The sequence below is a fragment of the Salmonella sp. 2020_1459 genome (genome assembly GCF_043847915.1).
GTDB lineage: Bacteria > Pseudomonadota > Gammaproteobacteria > Enterobacterales > Enterobacteriaceae > Salmonella > Salmonella enterica.
In genome coordinates this window covers 152,277-168,671 of the sequence record NZ_JBCMFA010000008.1, presented here as the reverse complement: position 1 = coordinate 168,671, position 16,395 = coordinate 152,277, and the positions used below count along the sequence as shown (strand labels likewise).

Below are 16,395 nucleotides of genomic sequence, written 5' to 3'. Positions count from 1 at the left end.
TGCCTTTGTGCGTATAGCGCACTACCATTACGCTATCGAACCATGAAGGAAATGATCGACATGACAAGACGTTACCTAAGAATTCTCCTGGTGGGAAGTCTCTTGAGCCTGACCGCCTGCGCGCCGCAGAGCGAAGTTCGCCAGATGCATCAAAGCATTAGCACCCTGAATAAAGAGATGACCCAACTGAATCAGGAAACGGTAAAAATTACCCAACAAAATAAGCTGAATGCGGAGTCAACCCGCGGCGTCTATTTGTTGCCTGGCGCCAATACGCCTGCCCGGCTGGAGAGCCAGATCGGTACGCTACGTATGACATTGCTGGAAATTACGCCTGTCGCAGACGGCGCTCACGCAACGTTACACATTCAGGGCGAGTCCCGCGATCCGCTGCCGGCATTCAGCGCTACCGTAGAGTACGGGCAACTTCAGGGCACTACGGAGAACTATCAGGAGGTGAATGCACAGAGCCTTCTGGTAAATGCCCCAGCCAGCTTGCTGGCGCCCAGTGATGTCAATATTTCGTTACCGTTGAAGGGGATCACTCCGGCGCAGTTAGGCTTCATTCGCATCCATGATATTCAGCCTGTTAATCAATAAACGTTCTGGCGGAGCGTTTTGTGCGTTCCGCAACATCCCCCGCGCGACTTTTGTTGCCCTACTGACATTCCCGTCATTTATGACATGGATTGGTAATATTCATGAAAGATAGTACTGTCGCCGCGTCTAAAATGCGCAAACGTGAACGCAATCGATTACGTAAATGATAGATATGTGAAACAAGACATATTTTTGTGAGCAATGATTTTTATAATAGGCTCCGCAGAAACACGAAATATTTAGAAACGCAAATTGCGTTCTTTTCACTCCCGCAAGGGATTTCAAACAGTGGCATACATATGAAAAAAACTTTACTCGCAGTCAGCGCAGCGCTGGCGCTCACCTCATCTTTTACTGCTAACGCAGCAGAAAATGATCAGCCCCAGTATTTGTCCGACTGGTGGCACCAGAGCGTAAACGTGGTAGGCAGCTACCATACCCGTTTCTCGCCGAAATTGAACAACGACGTCTATCTGGAATATGAAGCATTTGCCAAAAAAGACTGGTTTGATTTCTACGGCTATATCGATATTCCCAAAACCTTTGATTGGGGTAACGGCAACGATAAAGGTATCTGGTCCGACGGTTCTCCGCTGTTCATGGAAATCGAACCGCGTTTCTCAATTGATAAGCTGACCGGCGCAGACCTGAGCTTCGGCCCGTTTAAAGAGTGGTATTTCGCCAACAACTACATCTACGATATGGGCGATAACAAAGCCAGCCGCCAGAGCACGTGGTATATGGGTCTGGGGACCGATATCGACACCGGCCTGCCGATGGGCCTGTCGCTGAACGTGTATGCGAAATATCAGTGGCAAAACTACGGCGCGTCCAATGAAAACGAATGGGACGGCTACCGTTTCAAAGTGAAATACTTCGTCCCCATCACCGATCTGTGGGGCGGTAAACTGAGCTATATCGGCTTTACCAACTTTGACTGGGGATCTGATTTAGGCGACGATCCGAACCGTACCAGCAACTCCATCGCTTCCAGCCATATCCTGGCGCTGAACTACGATCACTGGCACTACTCGGTCGTTGCGCGTTACTTCCATAACGGCGGACAGTGGCAGAATGGCGCAAAACTGAACTGGGGCGACGGCGATTTCAGCGCGAAATCTACCGGCTGGGGCGGCTACCTGGTCGTGGGTTACAACTTCTAAACCTGCAAAAAAGGCCAGAGGTCGTCCTCTGGCCCGTTTCGGGCGCATGCTGCCATGCGGCGGCGAGTCGCGCCCACTTCACATTACTTCCGGCGATGCCACCAGCCTAAAAACAGACCTGTCGCAATCCCGACCAGCGTTGGTGCCGCCAGATCGTGCCAGATAGTAATGCTCAACTCTGTGAGCGTCATATTGCCGCCTTTGTTGCAATGGCAACGGTTCGCGGCTATCCTCAACTTGTCTGGAGTCAAGTTAGCCCCCGTAATGTTGCCGGTGAATACCGAACAATGTGCGGGGGTTTTCTCTTTCCAGCGACAAGGCTACCGGGGATCAAGCCCCCGCAACATTGCGCCTCACCGGGTTGCCCCGGCTTACCGCTGATTCTATTCTGCTCGCCAGTATCGGCAGGACTTAAAAACAAAAAAATCCCAACCTTGCGATCGGGATTCCAGTGACAATGTATGCGTTACAGGACGTTTGGGGGCTGACGACAAACTCCGGGGCTGAAAAAATGTCGGATTGCATCCGACCTACGAAAACCAATAATTCATTTATATTGCGGATTCCGTTGGGTGGAGCGAAGCGTAACCTAACATTCAACAGCACCAACAGCTTTGTCAGCAGTCTGCTTATTTCTTTTTGTTCATCATCGCTTTCAGATCGGCAAACGGGTTATAAGTCGCCTCGCCGACATCTTTTTGCGCATCTTCCCCAGCAATGACCGTCGAACCGTACTGATCGGCTTCGGTATATTTGGAATGCTCGTGATCGTGGCAGTAGAGGCACAATAGCTCCCAGTTGCTGCCGTCTTCCGGATTATTGGTGTGGTCATGATCGATATGATGCACCGTCAGCTCACGCAGATTTGAATACACAAACTCACGGGAACAACGTCCGCACACCCACGGAAACAGCTTCAGCGCTTTTTCACGATAGCCGCTTTCCAGGCGCGCGTAGTTTTTTGGGATGATAGCCATAATTAACAGGTACCTGAATAATACAAAGGGTTATGCGCAGTTTCCCGCGAAGCCGGGCTTTTAGCAATGATTCTGTGCAACTTATATATCCAGGTAAGCAAGGCTATTTCAGGCAAACTGATGACCAATCAACCCGTTTTACAAGCGTTAGAGGTATCGCTATCACATCTTACGGCATTTTTTCGTGCTCGACTTTTCGCAAAAAATCACGCAAAGAACGGTCGATTGTTTCACGAAATCGCCGGTTAAGCGGAGTAATTTGTAAACAGCGATCGAGGCGAAAACACCGATAGTCTTCCCGTCTCTCACACCAGGCAACCAGCAGCCAGTGCTCTCCCCAGAAAAACAATCCCAGCGGTTGTATATCCCGCGAAGAGAGATGCCCCGCTTCATCACGATAATGTAGCGCCAACACCTGCTGCGCCGAAACGGCCTGATGGATAAGATCAAACGCGCTGCGCGAATGTGGAGATGTACCCAAATCCGGAGCGTAAATCCGTGTCTGCTCCGCTTTACGACGGCTCTCTTCCGGTAAAATAGCCAACACTTTTTCCTGGGCGGATTCAAGCTCGCGCGATAGCGAATCGCCGCCCCAGGTTTTCAATAACCGTATAGCCACCATCAGTGCTTCCGATTCACGATGGGTAAGCATCAAGGGCGGCAGATCAAAACCCGCCATTAAACGGTATCCGCTCCCCGCTTCACCTTCGACAGGCACACCGGATAACGACAGATCGCGAATATCGCGATAAATCGTCCGTTCAGAAACCGCAAGCCGCTGTGCCAACAGCGCTGCCGTCGTCAGTCGTCTACCCCGCAAAATTTGCACGATCTGAAACAAACGGTCAGCGCGTCTGGTCATATTGACTCTCTACATTTAGCAAATATCACGCAGGTTGATGTAAACCTATTCGGTTGCCTTCGCTGTCAATAAACAACGCGATGGTTCCAATGTCATCTCCGGGAACCATGGGTTCCAGAACACACTTGCCACCGGCAAGGACGACACGTTCAATCGAGGCTAACAAATCGGCGGTATGCAGATAAATAACGACTCCCTGCGCAACTGGAGCGACATCATCCTGCTTTATCAGCGCTCCGCCGGGTCCGGGTTCAACATACGGGAATACGGCCAGGTCCGCCCCATCCATGGTTTCCCGACGTAACGATATCTGCATCACTTGCTCATAAAAGGCGATTGCACGCGCCATATCAGTAACTGGAATTTCAAACCAGTTAATCAAGTTTTTCATACATCCTCCTGCGAGTGTGGGTAAATTCATGAGGAGTGTATGGCAGGGCTCCTGACAGCATACTGTCAGTAATGTTTATCGTCATGGTACATAAAAAAAATCCCGATCGCATGACCGGGATTCAGATAACACTTAAATACGTGTTTACGGCAGAATGGACGGCTGATCCGCCCCTTCTTTTTCGACTTTCTGCTGCAGCATATGCTCGCGCTTCATACCGAGTTTCAGCGCCAGCGCCGATGCGACATAGATAGAAGATGCCGTACCAATAGAGACACCGATCAGCATCGTCAGCGAGAAGCCTTCCAGTACCGGACCGCCGAAGAGGTACAGCATCAGAATTACCACTAACGTCGTACCGGAGGTAATCAACGTACGGTGTAGCGTCTGGGTCAGCGACACGTTAAAGATTTCGTAAGGCGTCCCGCGACGGATTTTGCGGAAGTTTTCACGAATACGGTCAGACACCACGATACTGTCGTTCAGCGAGTAACCGATCACCGACATCAACGATGCCACAATGGTCAGGTCAATCTCGATATGGAAAAGCGACAGTATCCCCAGCGTAATGATCACGTCGTGCGCCAGCGCGATGACCACCCCTGCCGCCAGTCGCCACTCAAAGCGGAAACCGACATAAACGAGGATAGAGATCAACGCCACCAGCAGCGCCATGGCGCCGGTTTGCGCCAGATCGGCGCCCACGCTTGGCCCCACGAATTCAATACGCTTCACGGCCGCGTTCTGGTTGGTGGCTTCATTAATGATCGTCACCACTTTGCTACCCAGTACCTGACCGCCGGTTTCACCTTCGGTTGGCGGCATACGCACCATAATGTCGTGACTGCTGCCAAAGTTCTGCAACTGCGGCTCTTCATAGCCCGCTTTTTGCAGCGCTTCGCGCATCACGTCCATTTCAGCCGGTTTTTCCAGCGTGATTTCAATTACCGTACCACCGGTGAAATCCAGCCCCCAGTTAAACCCGCGTACGCCCATAATGACAATGGCCGCGATCAGCAACAGCCCGGAGATGCCGAATGCCCAGAAGTCCCAGCGCATAAAGTCATAGACTTTACGGCCGTGGTTTAGTTGTTCAACAGTGTATTCCTGTGCCACATCGCACTCCTCAGATTGACAGCTTAGTGACGCGCTTGCCGCCATATAGCAGGTTTACGATAGCACGCGTACCGATAATCGCGGTAAACATCGACGTCGCCACACCGATACCGGTCGTAATCGCGAACCCTTTAATTGCCCCGGTACCGACAGCATACAGAATGATGACTTTAATCAGCGTCGTGATGTTCGCATCGAAGATGGAACTGAACGCGCCGGCATAGCCTTCGTTTATCGCCTGCTGTACCGTGCGGCCATTACTCAACTCTTCTTTGATACGTTCGTTAATCAGAACGTTGGCGTCGACCGCCACCGCAAGGGTTAACACGATACCCGCAATCCCCGGCATACTGAGCGTTGCCCCCGGCAACAGCGACATGATACCGACAATCAACACCAGGTTAGCCACTAACGCGCTGGTCGCAATCAGACCAAACTTCTTATAGAAGAAGATCATGAACAGGATGGAGACCACCAGACCGGCCAGACAGGCTTCCAGGCCCTGCTTAATATTTTGCATACCCAAAGTCGGGCCAATGGTGCGCTCTTCAACGATCTGAATCGGCGCAATCAGGGCACCCGCACGCAGCAACAACGAGAGCTGACGCGCTTCGTTCGGGTTGCTGATACCAGTAATACGGAAGCTGTTACCCAGCCGAGACTGAATGTTGGCAATGTTAATCACCTCTTCCTGTTTCACCAGTACGGCGCGACCGTTAGCGTCTTTCTTACCGCTGTCTTTATACTCCACAAACAGGGTCGCCATCGGTTTGCCGATATTGTCCTTAGTGAAGTTAGACATGATATTGCCGCCTGCGCTATCCAGCGAGATGTTAACCTGCGGTTGGTTATATTCATCCTGGCTGGACGTCGAGTCGGTGATATGGTCGCCGGTGAGGATCACGCGTTTGTACAATACCACCGGCTGACCTTCGCGGGTCTGTTTCACTTCGGAATCACCCGGTACGCGCCCGGCAGCAGCGGCGGCCTGGTCAACGTTGGTATTCACCAGACGGAATTCCAGCGTCGCGGTCGCGCCGAGAATTTCTTTCGCGCGAGCGGTATCCTGGATACCCGGCAGCTCAACCACAATACGGTCTGCGCCCTGGCGTTGTACGACAGGCTCCGCGACGCCCAGTTGGTTAACACGGTTACGCAGAATATTAATGTTCTGCTGAACGGCGTATTCGCGCGCTTCGCTCAGGCGCGCATCGGTCATTACCGCGCGAAGTTGATTACCGCCCTGGCTGGAAATCACCAGGTCACGATGACGCGGCGTCAGATAGGCGATCGCCTCATCACGCGCTTTGCTGTCACGGAACGTGATGCTCAACCCATAATTATTTTCTTTACGAACGGTGGTATAAGGAATGCCTTTTTCACGCAGATCGCTGCGCAGGCTATCGATATTTTGTTCCTGGAGTTTACCTAACGCGGTATCCATATCCACTTCCATCAGGAAGTGAACGCCGCCGCGCAGATCAAGACCGAGCTTCATCGGATCGGCGTGAATAGCCGCCAACCAGCGCGGCGTAGCCGGCGCAAGGTTAAGCGCCACGACATATTTATCCCCCAGCACGCTCATCAGCGCTTCACGGGCGCGTAGCTGGGTATCGGTGGTGTCGAAGCGCGCAAGAATAGCGCCCTCTTCCAGTGCCACAGACTTAGCGGGAATTTTTTCTTCTTGTAACGTTTTCTGGACCTGGATCAGCGTTTGCTCACTGGCGGCGACGCCGCGCACGCCAGTGATTTGAACAGCCGGATCCTCACCATACAGGTTGGGAAGTGCGTAAAGCAGGCCGACGATAATCACGACGACCAGCATGATGTACTTCCACAAAGGATAACGGTTTAACACGGCAGTTCCCTTTGGGAAAACGAAATATTACAGCGCCTTCATGGTGCCTTTCGGCAGAACGGCAGCTACGAAGTCACGTTTGATAACCACTTCCGTGGTGTCATTCAGCGCGATGGCAATGTAGCCGGCTTCCGCTACTTTGGTCACTCGACCGACCAGACCGCCATTCGTCAGAACTTCATCACCTTTCGCAATGGAGTCCATCAGCTTTTTGTGCTCTTTGGTGCGCTTCTGCTGCGGGCGCAGGATCATGAAATAGAAAATCAGACCAAACACCACCAGCATTAAAATCAGAGACATCGGGCTGCCCTGCGCTGGAGCACCTGTTGCCGCTACCGCATCAGAAATAAAAAAGCTCATTCAAATTCCCTCATTATTAAAATTAATCAACGTTCAAAGGTGGAACGGGTCGCCCCTGACGTTGGTAAAACTCGGTTACGAAGCTCTCTAATTTACCCTCTTCAATAGCCTTGCGTAAACCCGCCATCAAACGCTGGTAGTAACGCAAGTTATGAATGGTATTGAGACGCGCACCTAATATTTCGTTGCAACGGTCGAGATGATGCAAGTAAGCGCGTGAATAATTGCGACAGGTGTAGCAATCGCACTCGGCGTCAAGCGGGCTGGTGTCGCTTTTATGCTTTGCATTACGAATCTTCACCACGCCGTCGGTCACAAACAGATGACCATTACGGGCATTTCGCGTTGGCATGACACAGTCAAACATATCAATACCGCGACGCACCCCTTCCACCAGATCTTCCGGTTTACCCACGCCCATCAGGTAACGCGGTTTGTCAGCCGGGATCTGCGGGCAAACGTGCTCCAGAATGCGGTGCATATCTGCTTTCGGCTCACCGACAGCCAAACCGCCGACAGCGTAGCCATCAAAGCCAATCTCTACCAGACCTTTCACCGAGATATCGCGTAAATCTTCGTAAACGCTGCCCTGAATGATGCCAAAAAGCGCATTCTTATTGCCAAGGCTATCAAAACGGTCGCGGCTACGCTTCGCCCAACGCAACGACATCTCCATCGAGCGTTTAGCATAGTCCCAGTCTGCCGGGTACGGCGTACATTCATCAAAGATCATCACGATATCGGAACCGAGATCGTACTGGATCTCCATCGACTTTTCCGGATCGAGGAAAATCGGATCGCCGTTGATCGGGTTACGGAAGTGCACGCCTTGCTCGGTAATCTTACGAATATCGCCGAGGCTGAAGACCTGGAAGCCGCCGGAATCGGTAAGAATCGGCCCTTTCCACTGCATAAAATCGTGCAGGTCACCATGCAGCTTCATGATTTCCTGACCCGGGCGCAGCCACAGGTGGAAAGTGTTGCCGAGAATAATCTGCGCGCCGGTCGCTTCCACTTCTTCCGGCGTCATGCCTTTCACGGTACCGTAAGTACCCACAGGCATAAAAGCAGGCGTTTCCACTACGCCACGATCAAACACCAGACGACCGCGACGCGCGCGACCATCGGTGGTATCTAACTCAAATTTCATTATCACTCCTGCGTCAGAAAAACAGTCCGACGTTTAACGATTCGCTACGGAATGATTCCATAGCTAATAAATTCCCGAAGGCGTCATCGGCGCAGCCAGTTTGGGGTCGACCAGCGCACAACCACCGGAGCGTACACGCAGTACGTGAGGATGGCGAGCACTGCCCGGCGTCAAAATGGCAAGTGAGATAGCCTTCTTACGGACGCTCAAAAATAGCCTGCGGATTGTACGTGATAAACATCGCGTCCCCGTAGCTAAAAAAGCGATATTTTTGTTCTACCGCAGTCTTATAGGCATTCATGGTGTGTTGATAACCGGCAAATGCGGAAACCAGCATAATCAACGTCGATTCCGGCAGATGGAAGTTGGTGATCAGCGCATCAATCACTTTGTATTGATAACCTGGATAAATAAAGATTTGCGTATCGCCGAAGAACGGCTCTATCAAATCGCTTTTTGCCGCCTGCGCCGCGCTTTCCAGCGAGCGTACCGAGGTCGTGCCGACCGCAATCACGCGGTTGCCGCGCACTTTCGCCGCCAGCACCGCGTCGACCACCTCTTGCGGCACCTCAGCATATTCGGAGTGCATGATGTGATCTTCAATGGTATCGACACGCACCGGCTGGAAAGTGCCCGCGCCTACGTGTAGCGTAACAAACGCCATTTCGATACCTTTCTCACGAAGCGCCGCCAGCAGCGGCTCATCAAAGTGCAGCCCCGCGGTCGGCGCGGCGACGGCGCCCGGTTTTTCACTGTAGACCGTCTGGTACAGTTCGCGATCGGCGTCCTCGTCCGGACGGTCGATGTACGGCGGCAACGGCATATGGCCGATGGCGTTGAGAATATCCAGCACCGGACGCGGGTCATTAAACTCAACTTCAAACAGAGCGCCGTGACGCGCGGTCATGGTCGCGTGGATACTTTCGTCGTCGCCCAGTAGCAGTTCCGTGCCCGGTTTTGGCGCTTTAGAAGCGCGAATATGCGCCAGGATGCGTTTATCATCGAGCATACGTTCGACCAGCACTTCTATCTTGCCGCCGCTGGCTTTACGGCCAAAGAGCCGCGCCGGGATCACGCGGGTATTATTGAAGACCAGCAAATCGCCAGGGTTGAGCTTATCGAGCAGATCGGTGAAAGTACCGTGCGTCAGCGCGCCCGTCGGCCCCTCTAATGACAGCAAACGGCAGCGACTGCGTTCCGGCTGTGGGTAGTGGGCAATCAGGGATTCGGGTAGTTCAAAGGAAAAATCGGTAACGCGCATGACTCTGACTCAGACTAAAATAAGAGGCGGGTAGTCTAGTGCCGGGGCGTTCCCGCTGCAACCGTTACCCGCTTTTTGGACAGAGAATCAATAATGAATTTTCTTGCTCACCTGCATCTGGCGCACCTTGCCGACAGCTCGCTTTCCGGTAATCTTCTGGCCGATTTTGTCCGCGGTAACCCGGCAACGCATTATCCTCCTGACGTGGTAGAGGGTATTTATATGCATCGGCGTATTGACGTCATGACCGACAACCTGCCGGAAGTTCGTGAGGCGCGAGAGTGGTTCCGCCATGAAACGCGGCGCGTGGCGCCCATTACGCTGGACGTCATGTGGGATCATTTTTTATCGCGCCACTGGACGCAAATCTCTCCCGATTTTCCACTTCAGGCGTTTGTCGGCTACGCCCATGCGCAGGTCGCGACGATTCTGCCCGACTCCCCGCCGCGCTTTGTCAACCTGAATGATTATCTTTGGTCAGAAAAATGGTTAGAGCGGTATCGCGATATGGATTTCATTCAAAACGTGCTGAATGGCATGGCGAATCGCCGTCCCCGGCTGGATGCCTTGCGTGATTCCTGGTACGATCTGGACGCGCACTACGACGCGTTAGAAGAGCGCTTCTGGCATTTTTATCCGCGTATGATGGCACAGGCCGCCCGCAAAGCGCTGTGACGGCCTGATAGCGAGGGCGTGCGTCAGATCCGCCGTTGGCAGAAAGATGGTTCGCTGTCATAAAGGGGTCATCATTACGATTTATAATGACCCGATCGATAGGCAAAAGCTGTCTCATTGATTGTCAAGACCGCATTGTTTTGTCGCTTCGCCCTCCCTATACTGCCCGCGTTGCGTTCTAAAACCCTTAATATTGCAGGAGAATTATTATGGTACTGGTTACTCGTCAGGCCCCGGATTTCACCGCTGCGGCGGTACTGGGTAGCGGTGAGATTGTTGATAAATTCAACTTCAAACAGCACACCAATGGTAAAACGACCGTTCTGTTCTTCTGGCCGATGGACTTCACTTTTGTTTGCCCGTCTGAGCTGATCGCCTTTGATAAACGTTATGAAGAATTCCAGAAGCGCGGCGTTGAAGTGGTCGGCGTTTCTTTCGACTCTGAGTTCGTTCACAACGCATGGCGTAACACCCCTGTCGATAAAGGCGGCATTGGCCCGGTGAAATACGCAATGGTCGCCGACGTGAAGCGTGAAATTCAGAAAGCTTACGGTATCGAACACCCGGACGAAGGCGTTGCGCTGCGCGGCTCTTTCCTGATTGACGCTAACGGTATTGTTCGCCACCAGGTCGTAAACGATCTGCCGCTGGGTCGTAATATCGACGAAATGCTGCGTATGGTCGACGCGCTGCAGTTCCACGAAGAGCACGGTGATGTCTGCCCGGCGCAGTGGGAAAAAGGCAAAGAAGGCATGAACGCCTCTCCGGACGGCGTGGCTAAATACCTGGCTGAGAACATTTCCAGCCTGTAAGTCAGTGCATTGATAAAAGGCTCGCGAATGCGAGCCTTTTTTATGCGTAAGGTGTTACGAACCACCTCGCCTCAACGATTCATCCATACCGTCGCGGAAATCGCGGGTAAACTAAGTCTTCCCTCGCGGATATCACCGCTTCCCGTTTTACATTGCCATCCGGCCACGTTCAGCAACGGTAACGCTTCCAGCGCCACTTCACAGGCCTCGCCCCGGTTAATCGCCACCAGCGCCCGCTGCTGCTGATAAACCCGCACGAATACCACTACGTCACCTTCGGCATACAGCGCCTGGCATCCGCCACGACGCAGCGCCAGGCTGCGCTGGCGCAGTTTCGCCATACGCTGGTACAGCGCCAGCAAGCTGCCGTCCTGCTTGCGTTCATCCCACGGGAACGGTTTGCGGCACATGGGGTCATTTGCGCCGTCCACGCCGACTTCATCGCCGTAATAAATACATGGCACGCCGGGCCAGGTAAACAGCCAGACCACCGCCAGCGGCAGGCGCGCCGCGTCTTTACCCAGCAGGGTTTTAAAGCGCGCAGTATCATGACTGTCGAGTTGATTAAACATGCGTAGTTGTTGCTGATGTGACAGCCCGGCGCGGTAGTTATCCATCCACGCGATACAGGTCCGGGCATCAATATGCTGTGGTTCGTAAGCGATATCAGTATTGGCGAGAAATCCCCACAGCGGGAAGGTGAAGCCGCGATAATTCATGGCGGCATCTTCCGCATCGGCCTGTAGCCACTGCCGCGCATCGCCGAAATGTTCCCCCACAATATAGGCTTCGGGCTGCGCTTCTTTTGCCGCCCGGGTAATGCCGGCGACGTGCTGCAAATTGTGGCGCGCCCCGCCCGCCTCGCCCAGCATATGTACGACATCCAGCCGCCAGCCGTCCATATTCCACGGTGCCTTTAGCCAGTGACGAACGATACTGTCCTCACCGCGATAGATCTCATCCACCAGCGTTTCTGATTGATAATCGAGTTTCGGCAGGCTCGGATAACCCAGCCAGTCCAGCGCCACGCCTTGTGGTGAAAAGGAGTACCAGTCACGCCACGGCGAGTCCGGGTGATGGCACGCGCCGCCAGTGCTGCGGTTATGCCTGTCAAACCACGCATGCGAGTCGCCGCTATGGTTAAACACGCCATCCAGCACCAGCCTCATGCCCTGTGCTTGCGTTTCACGCCGCAGGCGTAGCAGCGCCCGATCGCCGCCAAATTGCGGATCGACATGGCGATAATCTTCCGTGTCGTACTTATGGACGCTCGGCGCGGTAAATACCGGATTCAGATATAGCGCTGTGACACCCAGTTTTTTCAGATACGGCAGCTTCTCACAAATGCCATTCAGACAGCCGCCGTAAAAGGTGGAACCGCCCGCCTGGGGAGTGAGCGGTTCATCCCACTCTTTACGCACGATGTCGTGACCGGCAGCATGGTGGTAATACACCTTATCCTGCCCGGCTTCACGAGACTGGCTGCGGGCAAAACGATCCGGGAAGATCTGATAAAAAATTTGATCGGCGACCCACTGCGGGCCGCTATCCGGCACATCAACCGCAAATTGTTCCAGACGCGCGGGCGGAAAGCAGCTAAATCCCTGCGGCGTAAACCAAAGCTGGCGGTCGTGCCAAAGCAATTTAAAGCTGTAACGGCGACGGGGCTGCCCTAACGCGATATTGAGCGTCGCTCGCCACGCCGTCACGCCCGGCTGCGGCTGGCGGCGCTGTTTGCGCATCGCCAGTGAGATTTCTTCATTATCGAATTCTGAGCGCAACGTCACGCGAGACGGCGGATTTTCTCCGCTCAGCCACAGCGTAATGGTTAATTTATCGTTATGTTGCTTCACAAATGGGGCAACCGGTAAGTGCCAGGCATTCAACATCTCGTATCCCCTCTACTGAAAATGGGGCCACCTTGCCACAGAGATTTAAAGGATAACTCATCATCCAGGGATTTATTAGGGGAGGAGACTCCAGGAGGAGAAACGGCTCCGCTTATCCGGCCTACCATTGTCTGCAGACCGGATAAGGCAGAGAAAAACGACTACGCCTGCGCCAATTGACGGTCGCGACGGCGTTTAAACATCCAGCCAATCAACAGCAGAACTATCCAGGCGAAGCCCACGTACAGTGAGATGCGGGTATCCGGATGGTAGCCGATAAGCGCAATAATGAAGACCAGGAAAATCAGACCCGCTATCGTCGTGACGACACCGCCCGGCACCTTAAACTTCAGCGCTTTTACCTCTTCCGGCGGTAAACGACGGCGGAAGGCGATTTGCGACAGCAGGATCATAATCCATACCCATACCGTGGCAAACGTCGCCAGCGAAGCAATCACCAGGAAAACGTTTTCCGGCATGATGTAGTTCAGGTAAACCGCAAACAGCAGCGCAATCGTCATCACCAGCACAGTGACCCACGGAATACCACGGCGTGACGTTTTGGCAAAGATTTTCGGCGCGCTCCCCTGCTCCGCCATACCATGCAGCATACGGCCTACGCCAAACACATCAGAATTGATAGCGGAAAGCGAGGCGGTCAATACCACAAAGTTCAGAATGCTGGCGGCAAAGGTAATCCCCATATGCTGGAACGTCAGCACAAATGGGCTGCCGTTTGTGCCGACCTGATTCCACGGATAGATAGACATAATGACGAACAGCGTGCCGACATAAAATACCAGGATACGCATCGGTACTGAGTTAATGGCGCGCGGAATGGATTTCTCCGGGTCTTTCGCTTCCCCGGCGGTGATACCGATAATCTCAATCCCGCCATAAGCGAACATCACCATTTGCAGCGACATGATCATTCCCAGCCAGCCATTGCTGAAGAAGCCGCCGTTGCTCCACAGGTTATGAATGCCGGTCGGCTGCCCGCCGTTGCCAATTCCCCACACAATGATGCCGATACCCGCGACAATCATGATAATAATGGTGGCGACTTTGAAGAAGGAGAACCAAAACTCCAGCTCGCCGAACACCTTGACGCTCATCAGGTTGATGGCGCAAATGATCAGCACCACGCTAAGTACCCAAATCCAGTGCGGCACGGCGGGGAACCAGACCCCCATATAAATGCCGAACGCGGTCACGTCGGCAATGGCGACGATCAGGATCTCAAAACAGTAGGTCCAGCCGGTAATATAGCCCGCAAGCGGGCCGAGGTTTTCCTGCGCATAGCGCGAAAATGAGCTGGCGGCAGGGTTATGAACGGACATTTCCCCCAATGCGCGCATAATGATATATGCCGCGACCCCGCCAATAATATAGGCCAACAGCACGCTCGGCCCCGCCATTTTGATGGCGTCCGCCGAGCCGTAAAACAGGCCGGTGCCGATTGCCGAACCTAATGCCATAAAGCGAATGTGCCGGGTGCTCAGCCCACGCTTTAGCTTATTATTGCTTTCCATCAATTTCTGACCTATCAACACAATAAAAAACCACGGGGCGTTAAGCCCCGTGGTGTACACATATGTCAGCGATTTTAGTGAGCGCTGGAGGTCACCTGCCGACCCGCCGCGCGATCCCAGATAATCGCCAGGATCACCATCACCACCGTTGGCATCAACCACGCCAGTCCCTGTTCCGCCAGCGGTAAACGCTGACTCCAGGCTGGCAGCATATCGCCAAAGGCAGATGCTTTGATGCCGTCAAGGATACCAAAAAGCAGACTGATAAACATGGCCGGCGCGATGATGCGGGTGGAATTATGCCACCATGAGCGGGTAAAACTTAATACAACCAGTGCGATACACGGCGGATAGATAGCCGTCAGCACCGGAATGGAGATTTGAATCAGATGGCTCAGTCCGAGGTTTGACACCACCATAGAGAAGCCGCCGAGAATAAAGACCAGCGTGCGGTAAGACAGCGGAATATACTGCGCGAAAAACTCAGCGCAGGCGCAGGTCAGCCCCACCGCCGTCACCAGACACGCGATAAAGATCAGCGCCGCCAGCAGGAAGCTTCCCGCGCCGCCAAAGGTATGCTGAACGTAGGCATGAAGAATCGCCGCGCCGTTCGCTGACTGATCGACCAGCGTCGCGCTATCAGAACCTAAGCGGAACAAGGCAAGGTAAAGCAGCGTCAGCCCCACGCCCGCCATCAGGCCGGCCCAGACCGTGTAACGCGTCAACAGGCGCGCTTCGGTAACGCCGCGAGAACGCGCCGCGTTCACAATAACGATACCAAACACCATCGCGCCCAGCGTATCCATCGTCAGATAGCCGTTCACAAATCCGTTAGAAAAGGCCGCATTCTGATAAGCGTCCAGGGCGTTGCTGATTGGACCGGCAGGCCAAACGATAGCCGCGACGGACAGGATGACCAGCGCAATAATTTTCAACGGCGCCAGGAAATTCCCTACCGTATCCAGCAGCTTACCCGGATAGAGGGAAACCAGAATAACGATAGCGAAATAGACCACGCTGTAAATCAGCAACGGCATTGCAGAATCGCCGGTCAACGGAGCGATACCGACCTCAAACGACACCGTCGCGGTACGCGGCGTCGCAAATAACGGCCCGACGGCCAGATAGCAAACGGTCGCCAGCAGGAGTCCCGCCACTTTGCCAATCGGCGTACTGAGGCTGTCTACGCCGCCGCCGACTTTCGCCAGCGCCACAACAGTAAGAACCGGTAGCCCTACGGCGGTAATCAGAAAGCCAATAGCGGCTGTCCAGACGTGTTCACCCGCCTGCAAACCGACCATAGGAGGAAAGATAATATTGCCTGCGCCAACGAACAGCGCAAATGTCATAAAGCCCAGGGCGATGATATCGCGCGATTTTAACTGATGGGTCATAAAGTCTTACTGCCTGTGGATGGTGATGTTGTAAACATTAAAATTTTTGCCTTTCCCGGAGGATTATAAAGCGGCGTTTTTTATCAATTTCAGCGGGAAAAGCTCCCGGACCGATGCGGCGAAGAATTGTTTTTCGATTTACCGCGCAAATGCAGTCGTAATGACAGCACCTGAAGCGCAATTTAAACGCTTATAACGTTTTAAAGCAAGGTGGGATCTAAAAACCAGATGAATATAGCGATATGAAATTTACAACCAGAATAAAACACCATTCTCATGAAAAAGTTATGGCTAATCATGCGAACAAAAAATCACCAAACGTTGAATGTTTCAACGAGCCCGTCTTAACTGCAAA

Annotated in this window: 16 protein-coding genes; 4 read left to right on the top strand and 12 right to left on the bottom strand. The window is 53.3% G+C overall.

Translation table 11 applies throughout. The features are described 5' to 3' along the window. Window positions 1-60 precede the first annotated feature (60 nt). A complete protein-coding gene (locus ACH0VJ_RS19850) occupies window positions 61-600 on the top strand; it encodes a DUF3251 domain-containing protein (protein ID WP_000198484.1) in 540 nt (179 codons plus the stop codon). Window positions 601-899: 299 nt separating this feature from the next. After that, on the top strand, window positions 900-1,763 hold the full coding sequence (locus ACH0VJ_RS19845) for a nucleoside-specific channel-forming protein Tsx (RefSeq protein ID WP_000752021.1): 864 nt from the start codon (window positions 900-902) through the stop codon (window positions 1,761-1,763). Between the two features lie 83 nt (window positions 1,764-1,846). Here the strand turns inward: ACH0VJ_RS19845 and ACH0VJ_RS19840 are convergent, their stop codons facing one another. The 9 genes from ACH0VJ_RS19840 to queA form a co-directional block, all read right to left on the bottom strand. Beyond that, complete coding sequence (locus ACH0VJ_RS19840) at window positions 1,847-1,954, bottom strand: type I toxin-antitoxin system toxin Ldr family protein (protein WP_000176312.1); 108 nt, start codon at window positions 1,952-1,954, stop codon at window positions 1,847-1,849. 438 nt (window positions 1,955-2,392) lie between these two features. Beyond that, window positions 2,393-2,740: an HNH nuclease YajD gene (gene yajD, locus ACH0VJ_RS19835; RefSeq protein ID WP_000974818.1), complete on the bottom strand. Its 348-nt coding sequence runs from the start codon at window positions 2,738-2,740 to the stop codon at window positions 2,393-2,395. 169 nt (window positions 2,741-2,909) lie between these two features. Continuing rightward, window positions 2,910-3,602 carry a YafY family protein gene (locus ACH0VJ_RS19830; protein ID WP_000198318.1) on the bottom strand — a complete coding sequence of 231 codons (693 nt, stop codon included), beginning with the start codon at window positions 3,600-3,602 and terminating at the stop codon, window positions 2,910-2,912. 25 nt (window positions 3,603-3,627) lie between these two features. After that, window positions 3,628-3,993 (bottom strand): VOC family protein, encoded by a 366-nt coding sequence (locus ACH0VJ_RS19825; protein ID WP_000793037.1) that lies wholly within the window; start codon window positions 3,991-3,993, stop codon window positions 3,628-3,630. Between the two features lie 144 nt (window positions 3,994-4,137). Next, window positions 4,138-5,109, bottom strand: a complete 972-nt coding sequence (gene secF / locus ACH0VJ_RS19820) for a protein translocase subunit SecF (RefSeq protein WP_000046629.1) — start codon at window positions 5,107-5,109, stop codon at window positions 4,138-4,140. Between the two features lie 10 nt (window positions 5,110-5,119). Continuing rightward, window positions 5,120-6,967, bottom strand: a complete 1,848-nt coding sequence (gene secD / locus ACH0VJ_RS19815) for a protein translocase subunit SecD (protein ID WP_000934808.1) — start codon at window positions 6,965-6,967, stop codon at window positions 5,120-5,122. A 27-nt stretch (window positions 6,968-6,994) separates the two neighbouring features. Beyond that, window positions 6,995-7,327: a preprotein translocase subunit YajC gene (yajC, locus tag ACH0VJ_RS19810; protein ID WP_000007628.1), complete on the bottom strand. Its 333-nt coding sequence runs from the start codon at window positions 7,325-7,327 to the stop codon at window positions 6,995-6,997. Between the two features lie 22 nt (window positions 7,328-7,349). Then, window positions 7,350-8,477 (bottom strand): tRNA guanosine(34) transglycosylase Tgt, encoded by a 1,128-nt coding sequence (gene tgt / locus ACH0VJ_RS19805; RefSeq protein ID WP_000667305.1) that lies wholly within the window; start codon window positions 8,475-8,477, stop codon window positions 7,350-7,352. Between the two features lie 196 nt (window positions 8,478-8,673). Next, the gene (gene queA / locus ACH0VJ_RS19800) at window positions 8,674-9,738 is read right to left on the bottom strand and encodes a tRNA preQ1(34) S-adenosylmethionine ribosyltransferase-isomerase QueA (protein WP_001266526.1); all 1,065 of its coding nucleotides are present in this window, start codon (window positions 9,736-9,738) and stop codon (window positions 8,674-8,676) included. A gap of 93 nt (window positions 9,739-9,831) precedes the next feature. Here queA and acpH point away from each other — a divergent pair, with 93 nt between their 5' ends. Further along, window positions 9,832-10,413 carry an ACP phosphodiesterase gene (gene acpH / locus ACH0VJ_RS19795; protein ID WP_001009858.1) on the top strand — a complete coding sequence of 194 codons (582 nt, stop codon included), beginning with the start codon at window positions 9,832-9,834 and terminating at the stop codon, window positions 10,411-10,413. A gap of 209 nt (window positions 10,414-10,622) precedes the next feature. Then, the gene (locus ACH0VJ_RS19790; protein WP_000244731.1) at window positions 10,623-11,225 is read left to right on the top strand and encodes a peroxiredoxin; all 603 of its coding nucleotides are present in this window, start codon (window positions 10,623-10,625) and stop codon (window positions 11,223-11,225) included. A gap of 71 nt (window positions 11,226-11,296) precedes the next feature. On the opposite strand, the gene malZ is transcribed toward ACH0VJ_RS19790, so the two are convergent. The 3 genes from malZ to brnQ all read right to left on the bottom strand — a co-directional run bounded on the left by malZ (window position 11,297) and on the right by brnQ (window position 16,040). Then, window positions 11,297-13,114, bottom strand: a complete 1,818-nt coding sequence (gene malZ, locus ACH0VJ_RS19785; protein WP_000930716.1) for a maltodextrin glucosidase — start codon at window positions 13,112-13,114, stop codon at window positions 11,297-11,299. 161 nt (window positions 13,115-13,275) lie between these two features. Continuing rightward, window positions 13,276-14,646, bottom strand: coding sequence for a proline-specific permease ProY (gene proY / locus ACH0VJ_RS19780; RefSeq protein ID WP_001727981.1), 1,371 nt, complete (start codon window positions 14,644-14,646; stop codon window positions 13,276-13,278). 74 nt (window positions 14,647-14,720) lie between these two features. Next, window positions 14,721-16,040 (bottom strand): branched-chain amino acid transporter carrier protein BrnQ, encoded by a 1,320-nt coding sequence (gene brnQ, locus ACH0VJ_RS19775; RefSeq protein WP_000149625.1) that lies wholly within the window; start codon window positions 16,038-16,040, stop codon window positions 14,721-14,723. Between the last annotated feature and the right edge of the window lie 355 nt (window positions 16,041-16,395).